Genomic DNA, 22,096 nt, shown 5'->3' on the forward strand with positions numbered 1-22,096 from the left:
TTGCAGTGTCAAAGTTCAATGATTATCTTTGATTATCAATAACTTAAATAACTGTAAATCAATGCAATACAAAGCAAAAGCACCGTTCATAGTGGAAACCCATTGGCAAATTGAGGAAGTCCTTGACGGAGACAGCATCATCATTTGCAATCTTTTCACTCAAATGAAAAAAGAGATCCGACTTTATGGCTTGGATGCGCCAGAAGTGAAGATTAATAGGAAGATGAAAGAGGATGAGGAGAAAAGCAGTTTACCTGCCGAATTACTGCTTCAATTTGGTTTGCAATCCTTACACTTCGTTTTGTCGGTTGCACCGCCTAAAACGATTGTAACTATCATTACAGAACAGGAAAATTATTATGACTACTGGAACAGGCAATTAGGGTATGTAATTTTGCCTAGTGGATTATGCTTAAATGAATTACTTTTACAAAATGGGTATGCTAAAGCAACTCATCAGTATTATTGTGGCAAGCTTGCAGAATATCAAATGATGAACCGCCAAGCACAGCTCAATGGTATTGGGATCTATAGTCAAGTAAAAGTATTCTGATTTGTTGTACTTATGTTGTACTAATTGATTTTAAAAAAGAGTGAATACCAATAAATATACTCCTTTACAGGCGTTAAGAAGATATATACAAGTTATGGGCAATTATAAAAACTAACAATGAAGAGCTTATTTATACTTTTTACAACATTTTTCACAGCAATATTATTTGGACAAACTGAGCAAAGTAAAAAATTATCTGACTTTTTACCTAAAGGATATGTGATTTCTGAAAAAGTAAATGGAGATTTGAATAAAGACGGCATAGAAGATATTGTTCTGATTATCAAAGGTACAGATAAAAACAAAATTATTAAAGATGAATATCGTAGCGAATTAGACCGAAACCGAAGAGGTATTATAGTTTTCTTCAACAAAAAAGACTATTACGAATTGGCTTCAAAAAACTATGATTGTTTTTCGTCCGAAAACGAAGATGGTGGTGTATATTTTCCTCCAGAGCTATCAGTTGAAATAAAAAAAGGCAACTTGTGTGTACACTATGGACACGGTAGATATGGATATTGGAAATATACATTCAGATTTAAAAACTCAGATTTTGAGTTAATTGGTTATGACGGAAGCAATGGTGGTGCTGTAATTGAGAGTGAAACAAGCATTAATTTTTTAACTAAAAAGAAACTTGAAAAGGTAAATGTAAATAAAAACGCTGAAGGTGGAGATGAAGTTTTTAAACAAGTATGGAAAAATATAAACATAAATAGACTTATCAAATTATCCGAAATTGTTGATTTTGACAAATTCGAAATACCTGATGAATAAAAAATAACTGCCCATAACAGCTACAACGGATTTAGGCAATTGGCTTAATGGAAAGTTGGTTTTGTATTTGGGATGATTTGGCAAATCCGAAGAATGGGCTTAATTTAGTCTCAAACCCGCTGTAATACCAAAACGTTAACAATAATCATATACCAACACGAAACAAACACATTCATATGAAAAAACTCTTAACAATTTTAGCTTTTACAATTTTGACAACATTTGCATTTGGACAAACTGAAAAAGCAACTTACAAAACTGCGGTTGATATTTTTGAAGAAAATTATAACTCGGACGATTTTGATGCGATTTTTGCAAATTTTTCGACTGAAATGCAAAACACATTACCTATTGATAAGACAAAAGATTTTTTTAATGGACTAAAACAACAAGCAGGAAAAATCACTAAACGAGAATTTGTAAATTACGAACAGACTTATGCTTCCTATAAAACTACTTTTGAAAGAGTCTTATTTGCTGTAAATATATCTGTAGATGATAATTCAAAAATTAACGGATTTTTTGTAAAGCCATTTAAAGAAAGTTCTCTTCCAAAACTTGAAAAAAATAAAACTAAATTAATTTTACCCTTCAAAGAAGAATGGACAGTAATGTGGGGTGGTGACACCAAAGAATTAAACTACCACGTTGAAAGTGAAGCACAGAAAAACGCTTTTGATTTAATAATTACTGACAAAAAAGGAAAATCTTACAAAACAGACAAAAAAACAAATGAAGATTATTATGCTTTTGGCAAAGATATAATTGCGCCTTGCGATGGAGAAATTGTTTTGGCCGTTGATGGAATCAAAGACAATGTTCCAGGGATTTTAAATCCTATTTATATACCAGGAAATACTGTAATAATAAAAACTACAAACAACGAATATTTATTTTTTGCTCATTTAAAACAACATTCAATTGTAGTTAAGCAAGGGCAAAAAGTAAAACAAGGGCAACTTTTGGGACTTTGTGGTAATTCTGGAAATTCTTCCGAGGCACATTTGCATTTCCATATACAAAATGTTGAAGATATGAATTCAGCAACTGGAGTAAAGTGTTATTTTGAAAACATAATTATAAACGGGCAAATAAAAAAAGATTATTCGCCAATTCAAAACGAAAAAATTCAAAACGAAAAAAAATAACTACTACGAACAGCAAGAGTTTCGCTGCGTTCGTTGCACGAACAATGAAATTACGGCTCTAAGTCTCCCGATTTGCCACACAAGCTAAGCACATAACACAAATCCACAATCGAAGTCCTTGCGGAGAACGAAGCAATCTCCAATATCAAAAGCAAACTCCAACAAATCATTAGAGCTGAAATTATAAATGTGATTAGCTACGCTCTGTTCACTTCGTTCGGGTATTTCGTTCCTCGCAATGACTCAATTAATTGTATTCTTTCATAAAACTCATCATATTTCCAACTTTCATAAAATAATTCTCAAAAAAATTTGCGTAGTTACTTAACTACACTTATATTTGTAGTCAAATAACTTCACGATGAATTTAAGAAGAGACGTTTTTCAGGCAATTGCCGATCCCACACGCAGGGCAATACTGATGCTGGTAACCACACAATCGATGACGGCAGGAACAATTGCATCCAATTTTGACACGGCAAGACCAACGGTTTCTAAGCATCTCCAAATTTTAACCGAATGTGAACTGCTCACAGCCGAACAAAGCGGAAGGGAAATTTACTACCATCTGAATGCACAAAAAATGAAAGAGATAGCCGACTTTATCGAGCCTTTCCGAAAAATGTGGGACGACCGATTTAATAAATTGGAAGACATTATGAAGAATTATAAACCAAAGGAATAATAGCCATGGAACTAAAAACAAAAATCAATGCCGTTGACGGCAAGCAGGAATTAGTAATCACAAGAGCATTTGATCTGCCTTTGGAATTACTGTTCAAAGCCTATGCAGAACCCGAAATTGTCGAGCAGTGGATGGGAACGAAAGTGCTGAAACTTAAAAATAAAAACCATGGCAGTTACCAATTTGAAACCACTGACCCAAAAGGAAACAAACACGAATTTAACGGAACGATCCATGAGTTTGTCCTTAACGAAAAAATCACAAGAACATTTGAAATGAGCAATACACCTTTTGGCGTTCAGCTTGAATTTTTAAAGTTTGAAAAAGTGACCGACAGTACCAGTAAACTTACTATGCATGTGGTTTATAAATCAGTTGAAATAAGAGACCAGATTTTGAAACTGCCATTCGCACAAGGAATAAACATGGCACATAACCGCCTCCAGGAAATCGTAAACCAATTAAAATAATATATCATGACAAAAAGAAACAAAATAATTTATTGGACAGCCACAGCACTTCTGTCTATTGGCATGTTAGGAAGCGGCATATCACAGCTGCTGCACACCAAAGAAATGAACGAACTTATTGCCCATACTGGCTATCCGATGTATTTTATGAACATTATCGGCGTTTGGAAAATTCTTGGAGTTATCGCTATTTTAATTCCAAAAAACAAACTCTTAAAAGAATGGGCATACGCAGGATTCTTTTTCCTGATGACAGGCGCATTATTTTCGCATTTGGCAATGGGCAATGCTGGGAAAGCAATTTTTGGACCACTTTTTCAGACCATTTTCATAATAGTTTCTTGGAATTTTAGACCTGCGGACAGAAAGTTAACTGTTGCAAACTAAAATTCCAGACAAAACCCGCTCTGTATTCTCACTACTTTGCAGAGCGGGTTTATTTAAACTCCCTAAAAGAACCTCTTTAAAGCGGAAATCCAAAAATTTAGATAATCTTATTGTCTATGACAAAAGAAAGGACTTCTGCGAAATTTTTCACCTCAAAAATTTCGAAAATTTTTCTTCTGTAATATTTTATGAAATCAGGAGAAACAAACATTTTTTCCTCAATCTGATTTATCGTTAACCCTCGAGTAGTTTCCCTGAATCGTGTGCAAAAACACAATCCCCATTGCTAGACTATAACTATTTTAGTTAATGTGACTAGCTAACGCCTGAGCGTTTTGTTCCTCTCAATAAAGCTCTGATGGGGATATTCCAGCTAAGTCAAAACTCTTTTACCATGCACCTCCTCTGCAACCAAAGATCTCACTGGTTTTTGGCATTAAAAACAACATTCCAACTTAAAATTCCTTTCACAAAATAATCTTCAAAATTATTAGCAATTATTATAATAAAAAACCTATAACCATATAAAAATAAAAGAATATTTCAACAAAACTACTCATAAATACTAAACAATCGATTACAATTTATTATTTTTTATGATAAATAAAAAAAATAATACATCAAAMAATTAACCATAAACACGTATAAAACCTAATATTTTAGTCTTTTTTTTACGATTAACAAAATTTATTCAAAATTATATGACAAATTTTTAATCAAGATAAAATAAATTATATACATTTGTGTAATCGATTGCAAAACAGTTATATACTACAAAAATGTTAATCGTTAACAAAAACCAATTAAAAACCAAAAAAACCAAATTATGAAAAAACTTTTATTTTACCTGATCGCCTTGTTGGCCTCGACCCAAATCTGGGCACAGTCCGTTACTATTAATGAATCGTCAGGATGGCTAGAATCTGCCTTTGTAAAATGGACTCCCGTTTCTGGAGCCGGCAGCTACAATGTATATTACACCGGTGGCGGTGAAACCAACAAAAAAATTGACACACAACTTATCCGTAGTTATGGTTCTTATTATCGTGCTGATGTACCTGGACTTGCTGCGGGTTCTTATACTCTTACTGTAAAACCCGTTATTTCAGGAAATGAAGGCACCGGGACCACAACAGGCAATTTAACCGTTGTGGCTCAAGACCGTAATGGTTTCGCTTTTGACAGCGGCCGAATTCCTGGAGGATATAAAGCCAATGGGACTCCAAAAGACAATGCCGTAATTCTTTATGTTACCCAAAATACCAAAAACACAATTTCAATAAATATCACTGGCGCCAGCACAAATCCTTGTGTCGGCTTGCAAAATATTTTGTATGCTATTAAAAAGGGACAAGACACCCGTCCGTTTATCATTCGTTTGATTGGAAATATTACCGATATGTCTGTAATGGAAGGCGGAGATATTGTTATTGAAAATTCAAATAATGCATCATCCTACCTTACTCTGGAAGGCGTTGGTACAGATGCAGTTGCCAATGGCTGGGGCGTTCGTCTTAAATCGGCATCTAATATCGAAGTCAGCAATATCGGAGTTATGAACTGCAATAGTACGGCAGGAGACAATATTGGAATGCAGCAGGATAATGATCACATTTGGGTTCACAATTGCGATTTGTTCTATGGCGATGCCGGTAGTGACGCTGACCAAATAAAAGGCGATGGGGCATTAGACAATAAATCATCAACTTATATAACATTGGCTTATAACCACTTTTGGGATAGTGGAAAAGCCAGTCTTTTAGGCTTAAGCGAAGGAACTACAACCGGTTTATATATTACTTATCACCATAACTGGTTCGATCATTCTGATTCTCGTCATCCAAGGGTTCGTTACTATTCAGCACACATTTACAACAACTATTATGACGGAAATTCTAAATATGGAGCAGGATCTACATTAGGTTCCTCATTATTTATGGAAGGAAATTTTTTCCGCAATTGTAAATACCCTATGCTTACTTCTAAACAAGGCACTGATATATTTTATGATTCTACAGGCACTTTTTCTGGTGAAGCTGGAGGAACAATTAAAGCATTTAACAATACAATGACTGGTCAAACGCGCTATGTTCCATACAATGCCACTAATTATCCTGTTGAATTTGATGCTATTGAAACTGCAACCAGAGGCGAAGTTATCAGCAGCAGCATTAAATCGAAACTGGGAGCCAATTCATACAATAACTTTGATACCAATACTGCATTCTATGTTAAAAATTTGGTGATAGATCAGCCTGCAGCTGCTCAAACTAAAGTAGTTCAATACGCAGGACGTGTTTCTGGCGGTGATTTAAAATGGACTTTTGACAATGCCGTAGATGATGCATCATCACTTGTGATTACAGCATTTAAGTCTGCACTTACCAATTATAGCACAACATTAGTTTCAGTACAAGGAGAAACTACACCCGCAGGCAGCCAGACACTAACTTCAACTGCCAATAACAATCAGACAGTAACTAGCGGTACTGCGATTGGATCAATTGTTTTCACCTGGGGTGGAGATGCAACCGATGCAACCGTTACTGGATTACCTGCATCAGGAATTAGTTTTGTAAAAAACACTACAGCCAAAACAATAACTATATCAGGAACTCCAACAGCTACTTTATCATATTCCATTAGCACAACAGGTACCGCAGGCACGCCTGCAACTGGATCAGGAACCATCACGGTTACAGCATCAGGTACTCAAACACTAACTTCAACTGCCAACAATAACCAAACAGTAACGAGCGGCACTGCGATTGGCTCAATTGTTTTCACTTGGGGCGGAACTGCAACCGATGCAACAGTGACTGGATTACCTGCATCAGGAATTAGTTTTGTAAAAAACACTACAGCCAAAACAATAACTATATCAGGAACTCCAACAGCTACTTTATCATATTCCATTAGTACTACCGGTACAGGAACATCGGCAACTGGATCGGGAACTATAACAGTTACAACGGCTTCTTCCGGCAATGAAATACATAATTTCACAACATCAGGAAAAGTTAGTTCATTCTATACCATCACAGGAAATATGAATTCTACTGACGGATCAGCAACATATAATGGTTTGACATTGACAAAGCGTTTAAAAATAGAATCAAGCACGTCTATAACTTTTACAACGACGGCAGCATCAACATTGACTTTGGTGTTTGATCCTACTTTTACTGGGACAATTAAAATTAATGACATATCCTACACTGCTTCAGCAGGAATAGTTAGTGCTTCACTTGCATCTGGTGCAAATACTATACTAAAAGGTTCTGTTGCAAACCTATTTTATATTGAAACTAAATACAATACTACATTACGTACTGCTCAAAAAACTAAAGCAGTACAAAGTACCGAAGCCACAAACTTGGTTTTGTATCCAAATCCAGTAACAAACCAATTAAACATAACTCATTCTGACCAGAAAATAGAAAGCATTATGATTTATAATATGATGGGAACATTAGTTAAAAGTTCAAACAATGCTGAACCTATCGATGTAAGCAATCTTAGTATCGGAAACTATTTAGTAAAAGTGACTACAGATAAAGAGACATTCGTTAAAACAATTGCTAAAAGATAAAACAGAATAAAAATCACAAAATAGCCTCTCTTAAAAAAACTAAGAGAGGTTATTTCATTTTAATGTCAAGTCCTGAAATAGCGATACACAAAAAAGCATCCTACGGAAGTATCTCAAAAAATGCGTTATATCCTTCCTAAGTTTAGATAATCTTATTGTCTATGGCAAAAGAAAGAGCTTCTGCGAAATTTTTCACCTCAAAAATTTCGAAAATTTTTCTTCTGTAATACTTTATGGTATCAGGAGAAACAAACATTTTTTCTGCAATCTGATTTATCGTTAACCCTTGAGCATATAATCGAAGCACTTCCAATTCTTTGTCTTTGAGTTTAGATTTTTCTTTGGCAATCCAAACTTCTTTTGCCAAATCCAATTCCCACAAAACTGCTGAACCTTCTTTATTTATTGTAACGTTCCCAGCTTTTTGGTTATGTGAAATAGAAACGATGCACAATGATTTCCAAACAGCTCCTTTTTCGTTTAGAAAAAGCGGTGTCAATTTATGATTAATGAGAATGGGCTTATCGTATTTTCCCTTTAAATGAAAATCATACGAAATGCTGTATAATTTTCTCTCATCATCGTTTGGCAATTTATCATAAAAATCAAATCCTGCATTGTTTATTAAATTTAGTAACACCAAATCATCTTCGGGAACATTCCTGAAATAGAATTCATAGCCCATTTCAAGCACTTCTTCGGGAGAATAACCGCATAAAAATAAAGGATTACTCGAAACATACTCGAATTTAATCCCCTCATAATCTATTACATAAACACTCTGATAAGTCATCTTTGCAAAAGATTTTACCACTTCCAGATAATTGCTGAACTGAAGCTTATCCGCATCGGATACTGCCTTTATTTTGTTTCTGCTGAGTAAGGAATGCTTTTCATTTTCCATTTTATAAAAATAGTAAAAACTACACAAAAGTGTAAAGTGAAATTAAAAACGATTGGCTTTTTTTGTACAGCACTTTAACTTTTTTATCATGAAGAAAAAATCTTTGTCTGAATCCAGTTTAGAAGAACTGCTTAAGAATAAAAAAACTCTAAAAGCAACAATAATTAGCTTTGGAATTCTATGGTTAATTGTCTTCGTTATTATGATAATTATATCAAAATACAATTTGCTCACTATTTTTTTCCCTTTAGCCATTGTCACAATTATCCCAGCTTACAGCTACATCGAAGATCTAAATTCGGAAATTAAGAGACGTAATTCTCAGGAGAGTTAAAGATTGAATCTTTTTTAATTTACCACAGATTAAATGGATTATCACTGATTAATCTGAGTGAATCTTTTTAATCTGTGGTTAAACATTTTAAATGCTAAAGCAAAGTTTTAACTTTTTCTGTTACCAATAAACGAACTGTAAAAATTATTAGAATAAAAATGAACTGTAAAAACTGTAATAACGAAGTAAATCATAACTTTTGTCCAAACTGCGGACAACCTTCAAAACTGAAAAGGATTGACGGACATTATATTGCTCACGAAATTGAACACGTTTTACATTTTGAACGCGGCATTTTATTCACCGTTAAAGAACTTTTTATAAATCCAGGACAAAACATTAGAAATTATATATCAGAAAATAGAAGCCGCCTTGTAAAACCAATTATTTTTATAATTTTAACGTCCCTGATTTATACTCTTATAAGCCATTTTTTTCATATTGAAGATGAATATATAAAATATGAAGGATTAGAAAAATCTGCATTTGTCAAAATTTTAGGGTGGCTGCAGGCAAATTATGGATATATGAATATTTTGACAGGAACATTTATTGCGGTTTGGCTAAAAGTATTTTTTAAAAAATATGGTTATAACTTTTTTGAATTGCTCATCATGTTATGTTTTATATTAGGAATTTCAATGCTGATTTTTGCTTTTTTTGCAATTATCGAAGGAATTTTACACGTCAAATTATTAAACATTGCAGGAATGATGAGTGTGATTTATTTAGTTTGGGCAACAGGTAATTTCTTTGAAAAAAAGAAATTACCTAATTATTTCAAAGCATTAATTTGCTATTTATTAGGAATGATAACATTCTTCATTTTAATATTTGCAATAGGAATAACAATTGACATAATAACAAAACATTAGAAAAATATGGAAAACAAGAAAATACCATCATTTGCTTTTGGTGTAATAGCAATCATTTTAGGATGGACTTTGTTAAAACATTTAGACTTTGAAAATCTAAGCTTTCAGAAACCGCTGTTAGACGCTCTATACCTGATAATTTTTGTATTCTCAATTTACGCTCTAATAAAAAACTACAAAAATCGAACTAAAAAATAAAAAAAAATACACAATCAAAGTCATCGCTAGAAACGAAGCAACCTCACTAACAAAAGCAAATCCAGTAAATCATCGAAACAGTGTTTTTCGTATTAATTTATATATTTGAAGAAGTAATAAAAATCAGCGCTATCGCAAAAGACAAAACTTTAAAAAAGAAATTAATATGAAAAAAGGATTTTACTTGATGCTTTTAATGTTTTTTTGCGGATGCAATTCATTTAATGGAAATTCCTTAGAAAATTTAATTAAACAACCCGAGACCAAAGAGCTAAGCGGCAATTGGAAGCTAGACCAAATTAGCTACACAGCAATGCTTCGCTATAGTTACAGATGCAATGATGTTCAATTAACATTGAACGAGGATGGAAGTTTTGAAACAGAAAATTTCCCTAACATAATGAATGATTTAACTACAGAACAATATGCCGATTGTCAAACAATTCAAGGTAAATGGAGCATCGAAAAAAGATTTTCAATTGAGAGAAATGGTCAATACTTTTAAAATTTGACGAAACTCAAATTTATGATGAAAACAATTTAATCCTTTTTGATTTATACATGCAAAATAAAAAACTGATTTTAAGACATTCATTTGAAAACTATAATGATACTGATTCAGATGATAGATTACAATTTTTTAAAATATAGAACTGCTTCGCAGAATTGCATAATTTTGTAATGCATTAAATAACTGGATTTTTTGATATCAAACTATGAGTAATACATTTTCTGACAGCAGCCAAATTGGAATGGTATCCACTTTTTCTGAACTTGTAAATAAGAATTTTAAGGGAGAAATGAATGCACTGTGCTGGTACAGAAATTTGGAAGGCAATTTTAAAGAGATTGTAGATAAACTGCAAATAAAAGAAAATATAACTGAAGTTTATCCTAAAGATTTATTATCACTCCAATTATCAGAAAAGGGAAACATAGCAAGGAAAATTATCTTAAATGATTTACAATTATTAGCCGATTTCGGAGCTTCTCCCTCTCTTAATTTACTTAAATGTTATGAACGGGATGATGAATTTGATTTCATATCTACTGATGTGTATTCGTATCATGTTGATCGTTCACCCATTGCAACGGATACCTTTTTATGTACATATCATGGAGTCGCAAGTGATATTATTTCTAATGAACAAGCGGAGCAAAAAATTCTAATTCCTGAAATTCGAAAAAAGCTTAAAGAGCTGCATAACGGATCATCAGAGGAATTTGACAACTTTTTAAAGGAAAATTATTTTGATTTGCATTATCAGGTGCAACCCCATGCAGTGCCTATTAATTTAGGAATAGGACATCTTTGGCGCCTGGCGGTGGATCATCCAAAACAACAGGTACTGCCTTGTATTCACAGAGCACCAATAGAAAATGAAGGAGAATATCGTTTGTTGTTGATTTGCTAAAAAAAAAATGAAATTACATTTCGTGACTGAGAAATGTTTTTCCCACTCTCCTGTTCCATAAAGTCTCCAAGCTCCTGAACACATTTTTTAAACAAAAAGCCAAGTTGTAAAAATTTGTTCTTTTTTCTTGGTTTTTAAGATAGTACCTTCGCCCCAACTGAATAAAAATTTCATTTCAATACCAATTTCTAAATTCCTAATTTGCGCCTTCAAATAAGAAGGAGAAAATGAAGGTCTGTATTGCCGAAAAACCAAGTGTAGCACGCGAAATCGCATCCGTTTTGGGAGCCAATACCAAACACGATGGGTATTACGAAGGCAACGGTTATGCTGTTACCTACACTTTTGGACATTTATGTACCCTAAAAGAACCCAACGATTACAAACCGCATTGGAAAAGCTGGGATTTGAACAACCTGCCCATGCTTCCCGAAAAGTTTGAAACCAAAGTTGTTCAGAATTCGGGGATTCAAAAACAGTTTAAAATTGTAAAAAGCCTTTTCGACAAAGCAGAGCTAGTTATCAACTGCGGGGATGCAGGACAGGAAGGAGAACTCATTCAGCGCTGGGTCATGAACGAAGCCCAATACAAAGGCGAGGTACAGCGCTTGTGGATTTCATCCCTAACCGCCGAAGCCATCAAAGAGGGTTTTGAAAACCTGAAACCATCTGCCAATTACGATAATTTATTCTATGCAGGTTTTTCCAGAGCAATTGGCGACTGGTTACTCGGCATGAATGCCACTCGGTTGTACACCGTAAAACACGGCGGTTATAAACAAGTCCTGTCTATAGGGCGCGTACAAACTCCAACGCTAGCAATGGTTGTGGAGCGATTCAAAGAAATCGAAAATTTCAAACCTCAGCCCTATTGGGAATTACAGACATTGTACAGAGAAACACTTTTCAGCTATGAGGAAGGACGCTTCCTGAAAAAAGAAGACGGTGAAATTCTAGCCAATAAAGTCAAAGAAAGTGAGTTCGAAATTGTTTCAGTCGATAAAAAGAACGGAAACGAATATGCCCCGAAACTGTTTGACTTAACAGGTTTGCAAGTATACTGCAATCAAAAATTTGGTTTTTCGGCAGATGAAACACTAAAAATTGTCCAGACTTTATACGAACAAAAAGTAGTCACCTATCCCAGAGTCGATACAACTTTTCTACCGAATGATATATATCCGAAAGTACCTGGAATTCTGCAAAAATTGACTAATTATGCCGAATTGGCTCAACCGCTTTTAGGAAAAAAGATTAAAAAATCGCCTAAAGTTTTCAACGACAAAAAAGTAACCGATCACCATGCGATTATCCCAACAGGAGTACAATCCAATTTACAATACAATCAGCAACAGGTTTATGACATAGTTGTAAAACGCTTTATTGCTGTATTTTATGATGATTGTTTGGTTGCCAATACGACAGTAATCGGAAAAGCAGCCGATGTCACTTTTAAAACCACCGGAAAAGAAATCTTAAAAAAAGGATTCCGTGTCGTTTTTGAAGACCCAAACGCCAAAGAAAAAGAAGCCGATTTATTACCCAGTTTTATTGTGGGCGAAAAAGGACCACATGAACCTTCATTTTTACAAAAAGAGACCAAACCGCCCAATCAGTTTACGGAAGCAACTTTACTGCGCGCCATGGAAACAGCAGGAAAACAGGTTGACGATGAAGACCTGCGCGAACTGATGAAAGAAAACGGTATTGGGCGTCCATCAACTCGGGCGAATATTATTGAAACGCTTTTTAAACGCCAATACATTATTCGGAACAAAAAACAGGTTTTGCCAACACCTACGGGAATTCAGCTTATTGATACGATCCAGAATGAATTAATAAAATCGGCAGAACTGACAGGTTCTTGGGAAAAGCAGCTGAAAGATATTGAAAGGGGAACTTTTACCGCCGGCGCATTCATTAAAAACATGAAACACATGGTCGAAGCTTTGGTTACTGAAGTACGAAGCGAAACTACCCGCGCCAATATTTCACATGCCGAAACTGTGCAAAAACAAGCAGTAACAATTGAAAAAAAGAAAGCTACAGGAATTTTGGCAGAAGTTTGTCCAAAATGCCAAAAAGGAAATCTGATAAAAGGGAAATCGGCTTACGGATGCAGTGAATATAAATCGGGCTGTGATTTTGTACTGCCTTATGTTTTTGCAGGAAAAAAGATTTCCGAAAGTCAATATTTGCGGTTAGTTCAAAAAGGTTCGACTGTAAATTTGAAAGACTTTAAAACCGATTCCGGAACAGTTGAAGGCTTAATCCGTTTTGAAGAAAATTTCAAACTCAAATTAGAACCAAAGAAAATAGCAGTAAAAACAGCTCCTGATACTTTGACTTGCCCGAAATGCAAAAAAGGAACAATTATAAAAGGCAAAACCGCTTATGGCTGCGCTGATTATAAATTGGGCTGTGATTTTAGAGTCACTTTTGATGTGGTCAGAGAAAAACTGAAAGATCAAAAACCTACCAAGGAATTAGTTTATTCGATTTTGAATGGAAGCAAAAATGATCGCTGATTTCTGATTTTAGATATTATAAACTTCTTAAATCAACAATCTACTATTTATTAATCAAAAATCGTTAATCTGAAATCAAAAATCTTTCTATTTTATTTTTCATAAATTAGCATTTCAAAATAACATCAAACAGTTACGCCCATGTTCCAAAAAACAACTTTTATATTGCTTTTGCTAGCCATTGTTTCCTGTAAAAATCAAGAAGCAAACGAGAAAGATAAATTAAAATCAGCCAACTGGTTATTGGGTAAATGGGAAACCAAAACTGCAGAAGGTATTCTTTCAGAAAATTGGAAACAGCTTAACGACAGTACTTTTCAAGGCGAATCCTTTTTTATTAAAAACAAAGATACTTTACATTTTGAATCCATAATATTACAGCAAAAAGGAGAAGAACTATTCTACAACGCTACGGTAAAAGGGCAAAACGATAACAAAACTGTTCCTTTTAAAATGACTTCCGTAACAAAAAAACAGCTGGTTTTTGAAAATCCAAAACACGATTATCCGCAAAAAATAACATACAGCCAAATTAGCAAAGACAGCCTTGTCGCATCTATTTCTGGTGTACAGATCGGAAAACCCAGTGCGGAAAAATTTGGGATGAAAAAATCTGAAACACCAAAATAACAATCTTTACCTCATCAAAAAACAAACCTTGTCTTATAACGGCAAGGTTTTTTTATGCCCTAAAACTTTAAAAAACAAATCATCAAACATTAATTTATATTTAATCTAAATAAATCCTGTTAAATAAAGTTAAATATTTATATTTGCACTGTTTTTATTTATTCTAAATAAAAATTATTAAAAATCTTTATTCCTAAATCTATGAAATATTTGAATCAAAAATTACCCAAGATTACATTACTGTCATTACTTCTTGTTCTATTTACAGCAACAGCCTTTGCCCAAGGTACAGGAAGCATCAAAGGAACTGTTGAAACCAGTGACAACAAACCTGCCGAAGGAGTATCTGTCACTTTAAAAGGATTAAACAGAACAGCCATTGCCGATAATAATGGAGTTTTTACAATTAAAAACGTACCATCCGGCAGTTATAACTTAATTGTAACATTAGTTGGTTATAATGACGTTGAGCAAAACGTAACAGTAACATCTGGTGAAACAGCAACTATAAATATCAATCTTTCCTTGTCTAATAACGAATTGAACCAAGTGGTCGTTTTAAGTAATAAAAGTGTTTTCAAAACCAATAGAATTTCATCCTCCCTACGCTTGCAGTCCCCTATTATAGAAATTCCGCAAAACATCCAAGTGGTAACAGGAAAGCTTATCCAGGATCAGCAAATCAACAGCATGCTTGAAGGCGTAACGCGCAATGTGAGTGGGGCTACACGTGTAGAGCATTGGGATAATTATGCCAATATCACGATGAGAGGCAGCCAAGTTGCTGCTTTTAGAAATGGTATGAACGTAAGTACTACTTGGGGTCCGCTAACGGAAGACATGAGTATGGTAGAACGCATCGAATTTGTAAAAGGCCCTGCAGGATTTATGCTGTCTAATGGAAATCCTAGCGGTTTTTATAATGTGGTAACCAAAAAACCTAGCGGAAGAAACAAAGGAGAGGCAAGTTTGTCTTTGGGCAGTTTTGGTATGTATAGAGGAACCTTGGATTTAGATGGTAAATTGACCAAAAACGGAAAACTTTTGTACCGTTTCAATGTGATGGGCGAAAAGAAAGACAGTTACCGTGATTTTGATTTTAACGACCGTTATACTTTTGCACCCGTATTGAAATACTTATTTACAGACAAAACTTCTGTAACGTTAGAATATACGCAACAATTTTCTAAAGTAAATGCAATTGGAAGTAACTATGTTTATGCAAAAAACGGTTATGAAGAATTACCAAGAAGCTTTACTACATCAGAAAAAGAATTAGATCCTACACAAATGCTCGAAAGAAGTCTTTTGGGAATTGCAGAGCATAAATTCAATGACAAATGGAAAATTACAGCCCAAGGTTCATACCTAAACTACGAGCAGGAAGGAATGTCATTATGGCCAGCTGGTTTTGATCCTAACAATGATGCCATTCTTAAAAGAGCCGGCGGAAACTGGGATATTTTAGGAAAAATATATGTTGGACAGGCATTTGTAAACGGTCAGGCTCAAACCGGATCGGTTTCGCACAAAATATTATCAGGATTAGATATCAGTGATAAAACATACTATCATGACTGGTCACAATCTTTTACTTTACCTGATTTGGACATTTACAATCCTGTTCATGGCATACCTGCATCACCTACTTTTGACAGAAGTAAAAACATAAAAGACAGAGGCGTAAAATATTACAATAATTACAAAGGCTTTTATGCACAGAATGAATTAGGATTTTTAGATAATGACCTTCGTTTAACATTGGCAGGAAGATATACTATATTAAAAGCTGGTGATGCTTATAATAAAGATTCAAAAAACGAAAAACTCACACCCCGTATTGGCCTGAGTTATTCTATTGACAAAAATACATCGGCCTATTTTGTAAGGGATGAGTCTTTTACAGAAAATTATGGAAGCGATTGGCAGGGGAAAAGTTTTAATCCTCAAACAGGAACCAACTTAGAATTAGGTTTTAAAAGAGACTGGCTAAATGGAAAATGGAATTCTACGTTTGCAGCCTATCAAATTGCCACAGACAATGTACTTACATTCGATGCTGAACATTCWTCAGGATCTATGCAATACAGCAAAGAAAATGGACAACAAAAAGTAAAAGGTTTTGAGGCTGATATTAGAGGTGAAATCTTTAAAAATTTAGACATTGTTTTAAACTACGCTTTTACAGAAGGGAAAACGACAAAGGATACTGACCCAAATATGGTAGGAAATCAAATTCCCGGAAGTACAAGACACATTCAAAACACTTGGATAAATTACAAAGTGGATAACGGATTACTGAACGGATTTGGTGTTTCATTAGGATATCAATATCAGGTAAAAAGAGCGCCTTGGTACATTTCGCCTGATAACACTAATACACTTCCTGATTATTTCCGCTTAGATGGCGGCTTGTCTTACCAAATAAAAAAACTATCTATAAATCTTATTGTTAACAACATACTTAACAAGTACTTGTATTCGGGAGGATATTACAGCTACACCACTATGTATTATTGGCAAGCTGAAGCAGGTACTAATGCAAGAATAACTTTGGGTTATAAATTCTAAAAATACTTTTTAGTTTTGTTCAATTAAGCTCCTCATTAAGATGGGGAGTTTTACTCTTTTTTAATGAAAAATAATAATTTAAAAAAAGCGATAGGAAAAATACATTTATGGCTCGGATTATCTTCGGGAATAATAGTTTTCATTATTGCTATTACAGGCTGTCTATATGCTTTTCAGGAAGAAATACAAAATATCACCGAGGAATACCGTTTTGTCGATAAGCAAAGCAAGCCGTTCCTTCCTCCTTCACAATTAGAACAAATTGCCAAAAAGGAACTTCCTGGCAAGGCTCTTCATGCCATCAAATACAATGGAACCGAAAAATCGGCCGAAGCTATATTCTTTCATTATGAACCCACTTATTATTATATAGTTTACCTAAATCCATATTCGGGCAAAGTAATAGAAACAGCCAATATGGATGAAGGCTTTTTCAGATTCATCCTCGACGGACACTACTACCTTTGGTTTCCTCCAGAAATCGGACAGCCCATTGTAGCCTCGGCAACCCTAATATTTCTGGTACTGCTACTTTCAGGGCTGTATCTTTGGTATCCTCGGAATAAAAATGCAGCTAAACAGCGCTTTAGATTCAAATGGAAAAAAGAAACAAAATGGAAACGCAAAAACTATGATTTGCATAATATCACTGGTTTCTATGTGCTTTTAATTGCGTTCATTTTCGCAATTACAGGTTTAGTTTGGGGTTTCCAATGGTTTGCTTACTCCTATTACACAGTAACAGGCGGGGAAAAATCATTGATTTACGGGGATCCTGTTTCAACAAAAAAGACAATTGCTCCAAGCAAGTCGTTGGACAAAATTTGGATACTAATGCAAAAAGAATATCCAACGGCAAAATCCATCGAAGTGCATCCGCCAGAAAATGACAGCACCTCCATAGCTGCCAATGCTAATCCTGAAGCTGAAACATTCTGGAAAACGGATTACCGCTATTTTGACCAATACACTTTAGAAGAAAAAGAAGTAAAACACATTTACGGAAAATATAAAAATGCAGCAGTTCCAGATAAGTTAATGCGCATGAATTATGATTTACATACTGGAGCTGTATTCGGGCTAGCCGGAAAAATATTTGCTTTTCTTATCAGTTTACTCATTGCAAGCCTTCCCATATCTGGGTTTTATATTTGGTGGGGACGAAATAAAAAAAAAAGCATTATAACAAATTAAATAAAACATAAAAAACCATAAATATACATATACATGGCAGTAGCCAAATTCAATAAAGCCTCTATTCATTAGGGGCTTTTTATATTAAAACCATTACTATAAACACCTCTCACCTATCTAAAGGATGAATTACTCTCTCAATTCATTTAAATGAAATTATTTTTATTTACTCTAAATAAATATTACAAAATATAAGTTAATTATTTACATTTGCATTATTTTTATTTATTCTAAATAATAATAACAATAATAATTACACGCAATCAAACTTTAAAACAATGACCTATTTTAACCAACGAATTCTACAATTTATTCTCTTAACATGCTTGTTTCTCTTTTCAACCATAAGCCTTTTAGCCCAACAAAACCTAGGTAAAATCAAGGGAATAATTATTACATCTGATAATGATCCCGCTGCTGGAGTAAACATTATCCTTAAAAACTCAAAATATAGCACCACTTCCAATGACGATGGCAGCTTTGAATTTAATAGAATAAAAGCCAACACCTACACATTGCAAGTTTCATTAGCAGGTCACGAAACTATAGAAAAACAAGTGACAGTAACAGAAAATAAAACCACTATTCTTGATTTGCAATTGGAAGTTTCCAACAATGATTTAAAAGAAGTTGTCATTAATAACCGAAAAAGCATCTTATCTAAAAAAACAGATTATGTGGCGAGAATGCCCATTTCAAATTTAGAAAACCCACAGGTGTATAGTGTTATTCATAAAGAACTTTTGCAGGAGCAGATAGCAGTTGACATTAAAAGTGCTATGCAAAATTCTCCTGGAGTAGTGCCGCTTAACTATCCTTCGGGAGGATTTGCTGTTATTTTCAGAGGATTTACCGTTGGAATTAATTCTCGAAATGGCATGGAAACTTTATCTGGCCGTTCTTCTGTTGGCATTGCAAACGTTGAGCGCATTGAAGTGATAAAAGGCCCTTCAGGAACTTTATTTGGATCCTCGGCTTCTTCTTTTGGCGGAGTAGTAAATTTGGTTACCAAAAAACCATTTGAAACAACAGCAACAGAAATAGCTTATACCGCTGGAAGTTTTGGTCTAAACCGACTTACCGCTGATGTTAATACACCGCTTAACAAAGACAAAACGGTATTATTCAGAGTAAACTTCGCAATTAACAACGAAAAAAGCTTTTTAGATTACGGCTTCAACAAAACCCTTTCTGTTACTCCAAGCCTTACTTTTAAAGCAAACGAAAAACTTACTTTCAATATAGATGCAGAACTTTTTAATGTTAAAAGCACCAAACCATTATATCCTGCTGTATCTGCTACATCTGGCGTAACCAATCCGAGTGATATAAAGTTAGATTATAAAAAATCATTGGTACATGACGATGCCGATGCCAAATCTTCGGCCTCAAAAGTTTTTACTCAAGCAGAATACCAACTATCTGAAAATTGGAAATCTACAACCCTATTTTCTTATGTAGGTGAAGATGTGGAATACAGCTACCAAGTTCTTCCTACTTGGACTTCTCCAACACAAGTCAGTAATCGTGCCACCCTTTTTGGACCTATATCCAGTAACTACACCAATATTCAGGAAAATATTAATGGTGAATTTTCAACTGGATTTCTAAAGCACAAACTATTGGCCGGTGTCAACTACAGATATTATTCAGATACTTTTTCCACAACTCCGACTACTGGTGTTATTAAAACAATTGATGTAACGAAAGATTTTACTCCAATACGAAAAAAGGAAATCGACGCACTATTAGGAACTCCAGTTATTAGAGCCGCTAGAGAAGAATACACCGCTAGTGCTTATGCATCTGATGTGATTAGTTTTGCCGACAGGCTGTCGCTAATGCTAAGTTTGCGTATTGACAATTTTGACCGTAAGGAAACTGCCGCTACAAATGGTACTACAACTACAATTACGCCTGCTTACAATCAGACTTCATTATCTCCTAAATTAGGAATTGTCTATCAACTTATTAAAAATCAGGTTTCCATATTTGGTAATTACTTAAACGGATTTCAAAATCTTGCTCCCGTAAACCAACCCAATGGGGATCAATTAATATTAGATCCGCTTTATGCTAATCAATACGAAGGAGGTATAAAAGCCGAATTATTTAATAAAAAATTAAGTACCACTATTAGTTATTACAACATTACAAATGATAATGCCGTAATGAGATTTACGGATTTATCATACCAGCAAGGCGGAAAACAAGTGAGTAAAGGATATGATTTTGAATTAGCCGCTGACCCAATTTCAGGTTTAAATGTTATTGCAGGATACTCCTATAATGACAATCGCATCGTAAAATCAGCAACCCCAGCCCTTGAAGGAAACAAAGCTGCTGATGCCCCTGAAAACGTGTGGAACTTTTGGGCTTCATATAAATCTCAAAACTTTTTAAAAGGTCTAGGTTTTGGTTTTGGAGCTAATTATGTAGATAAAAGTTTTATGTCCACTACCAATACTTTTTACATTCCATCCTATACCATTTTTAATAGTACTGTATTTTACGAGCAGCCTACTTGGAGAGTTGGTCTTAAGATAAACAATATAACCAATGAAAAGTATTGGAGTACGTGGGGAGCACCACAAGCATCTACAACGGTTTTAGCAAACTTAACATTCAGGTTTTAATTAACAGAACAATGAAATTAAAAAAAGCAATAGGAAAAATACATTTATGGCTAGGCCTTGCGTCAGGCCTAATTGTAATTATTCTAGGCACCACAGGATGTTTATATGTTTTTGAAGAAGAATTACGACCTATTGTTCATGAACATTACCACGTAAAAGAAGTAAAAAACAAAGCATTGCCATTCAGTAAACTATTAGAAATAGCAAAAACCAAATCAGAAAATCCAATATCAGGATGCAAAATTGTTAATGACAACGAAAGTACAGTTGCATTTTGGAGTTTTAATAAACTGGAAAATAACAGTATTTGGTATTGGGATGATTATGACAGATTGTACATTTATTTAGACCCTTACACTGGAAATATCGAAAAGATAGAAGATTATAATTTCGAATTTTTCTTCGTAGTCAGAATGCTTCACCAAACACTTTTTCTTAAACATGATATTGGAGATCCAATTGTAGGAACAGCCACAATTGTATTTGTTTTTTCCCTTATTACAGGTTTAATTTTATGGTGGCCAAAAAATAAAAATGCCATTAAACAGCGCTTTTCGTTTCAGTGGAAAAGTACCACTAAGTGGAAACGAAAAAATTATGACTTGCATAACATATTAGGCTATTACATGATGATTCCTGCTTTAATCATTGCACTTACTGGATTAGTTTGGGCTTTTGAATGGTATGATTCAGCAGTGCAATGGACACTTAATGGTGGTAAAAAAAGTGAAAAAAGCGAAAAATTAGTATCGGACTCTACTCAGGTTAATTCAAAAAACAGTTTTGATAAAATTTACAATTCAGTACAAAATTTACATCCTAAAGCCAGTGAGTATATTTTGTTCATACCCAAAGATTCATCGGCTGCTTTTAATGCATTTATTAGGCATGAAAACCGCTTAAATGATGTAGCTGCTGTATACGATCAATACACGGGAAAAGTGTTAAAAACAACCACTTTTGATGATAAAAATACTGGAGAAAAGTTCCGATTCATCACTTACGATTTACACGCAGGCAGCATCTTGGGATTACCTGGTAAAATACTTGCTTTTTTTGCCAGTTTAGTTTGTGCGAGCCTTCCAATAACAGGCTTCTACATTTGGTGGGGTCGAAATAAAAAAAAGAAAAGCGTCACGACAAATTAAATATTAAGAAACCATAAATAAATACAACAACCTAACCTATTTATATTT

At 34.3% G+C, this 22,096-nt stretch carries 17 protein-coding genes; 16 read left to right on the forward strand and 1 reads right to left on the reverse strand.

Features of this window, described 5'->3' with window-relative positions; all coding sequences use genetic code 11:
* Positions 1-61: 61 nt before the first annotated feature.
* The 7 genes from AC1DVP_RS10975 to AC1DVP_RS11005 all read left to right on the forward strand — a co-directional run bounded on the left by AC1DVP_RS10975 (position 62) and on the right by AC1DVP_RS11005 (position 7,615).
* On the forward strand, positions 62-553 hold the full coding sequence (locus AC1DVP_RS10975) for a thermonuclease family protein (protein ID WP_477183512.1): 492 nt from the start codon (positions 62-64) through the stop codon (positions 551-553).
* Between the two features lie 117 nt (positions 554-670).
* Entirely contained in the window at positions 671-1,333 is a 663-nt protein-coding gene (locus AC1DVP_RS10980; RefSeq protein ID WP_477183513.1) for a hypothetical protein, read from the forward strand.
* A 176-nt stretch (positions 1,334-1,509) separates the two neighbouring features.
* Positions 1,510-2,481 (forward strand): peptidoglycan DD-metalloendopeptidase family protein, encoded by a 972-nt coding sequence (locus tag AC1DVP_RS10985; RefSeq protein WP_477183514.1) that lies wholly within the window; start codon positions 1,510-1,512, stop codon positions 2,479-2,481.
* 361 nt (positions 2,482-2,842) lie between these two features.
* Positions 2,843-3,166 carry an ArsR/SmtB family transcription factor gene (locus AC1DVP_RS10990; protein ID WP_477183515.1) on the forward strand — a complete coding sequence of 108 codons (324 nt, stop codon included), beginning with the start codon at positions 2,843-2,845 and terminating at the stop codon, positions 3,164-3,166.
* 5 nt (positions 3,167-3,171) lie between these two features.
* Complete coding sequence (locus AC1DVP_RS10995) at positions 3,172-3,636, forward strand: SRPBCC family protein (protein ID WP_477183516.1); 465 nt, start codon at positions 3,172-3,174, stop codon at positions 3,634-3,636.
* A 6-nt stretch (positions 3,637-3,642) separates the two neighbouring features.
* Positions 3,643-4,023 (forward strand): DoxX family protein, encoded by a 381-nt coding sequence (locus AC1DVP_RS11000; RefSeq protein ID WP_477183517.1) that lies wholly within the window; start codon positions 3,643-3,645, stop codon positions 4,021-4,023.
* Between the two features lie 826 nt (positions 4,024-4,849).
* Positions 4,850-7,615 (forward strand): pectate lyase family protein, encoded by a 2,766-nt coding sequence (locus AC1DVP_RS11005; RefSeq protein ID WP_477183518.1) that lies wholly within the window; start codon positions 4,850-4,852, stop codon positions 7,613-7,615.
* A gap of 142 nt (positions 7,616-7,757) precedes the next feature.
* Here AC1DVP_RS11005 and AC1DVP_RS11010 read toward each other — a convergent pair whose 3' ends face one another.
* Positions 7,758-8,519 carry a response regulator transcription factor gene (locus tag AC1DVP_RS11010; protein WP_477183519.1) on the reverse strand — a complete coding sequence of 254 codons (762 nt, stop codon included), beginning with the start codon at positions 8,517-8,519 and terminating at the stop codon, positions 7,758-7,760.
* A gap of 492 nt (positions 8,520-9,011) precedes the next feature.
* Here AC1DVP_RS11010 and AC1DVP_RS11015 point away from each other — a divergent pair, with 492 nt between their 5' ends.
* The 9 genes from AC1DVP_RS11015 to AC1DVP_RS11055 all read left to right on the forward strand — a co-directional run bounded on the left by AC1DVP_RS11015 (position 9,012) and on the right by AC1DVP_RS11055 (position 22,048).
* On the forward strand, positions 9,012-9,728 hold the full coding sequence (locus AC1DVP_RS11015) for a DUF3667 domain-containing protein (protein ID WP_477183520.1): 717 nt from the start codon (positions 9,012-9,014) through the stop codon (positions 9,726-9,728).
* Between the two features lie 364 nt (positions 9,729-10,092).
* A complete protein-coding gene (locus tag AC1DVP_RS11020) occupies positions 10,093-10,431 on the forward strand; it encodes a hypothetical protein (protein ID WP_477183521.1) in 339 nt (112 codons plus the stop codon).
* Positions 10,432-10,642: 211 nt separating this feature from the next.
* Positions 10,643-11,341, forward strand: coding sequence for a DUF1826 domain-containing protein (locus tag AC1DVP_RS11025; protein ID WP_477183522.1), 699 nt, complete (start codon positions 10,643-10,645; stop codon positions 11,339-11,341).
* Positions 11,342-11,568: 227 nt separating this feature from the next.
* Complete coding sequence (locus tag AC1DVP_RS11030) at positions 11,569-13,869, forward strand: type IA DNA topoisomerase (protein WP_477183523.1); 2,301 nt, start codon at positions 11,569-11,571, stop codon at positions 13,867-13,869.
* Between the two features lie 141 nt (positions 13,870-14,010).
* Positions 14,011-14,499: a DUF6265 family protein gene (locus tag AC1DVP_RS11035; RefSeq protein WP_477183524.1), complete on the forward strand. Its 489-nt coding sequence runs from the start codon at positions 14,011-14,013 to the stop codon at positions 14,497-14,499.
* A gap of 201 nt (positions 14,500-14,700) precedes the next feature.
* On the forward strand, positions 14,701-17,070 hold the full coding sequence (locus AC1DVP_RS11040) for a TonB-dependent siderophore receptor (protein ID WP_477183525.1): 2,370 nt from the start codon (positions 14,701-14,703) through the stop codon (positions 17,068-17,070).
* 63 nt (positions 17,071-17,133) lie between these two features.
* A complete protein-coding gene (locus AC1DVP_RS11045; RefSeq protein WP_477183526.1) occupies positions 17,134-18,264 on the forward strand; it encodes a PepSY-associated TM helix domain-containing protein in 1,131 nt (376 codons plus the stop codon).
* 278 nt (positions 18,265-18,542) lie between these two features.
* Positions 18,543-20,900 (forward strand): TonB-dependent siderophore receptor, encoded by a 2,358-nt coding sequence (locus tag AC1DVP_RS11050; protein ID WP_477183527.1) that lies wholly within the window; start codon positions 18,543-18,545, stop codon positions 20,898-20,900.
* Positions 20,901-20,911: 11 nt separating this feature from the next.
* A complete protein-coding gene (locus AC1DVP_RS11055; protein WP_477183528.1) occupies positions 20,912-22,048 on the forward strand; it encodes a PepSY-associated TM helix domain-containing protein in 1,137 nt (378 codons plus the stop codon).
* The last annotated feature ends 48 nt before the right edge of the window (positions 22,049-22,096 follow it).

The sequence above is a fragment of the Flavobacterium sp. P3_A6 genome, assembly GCF_056403035.1.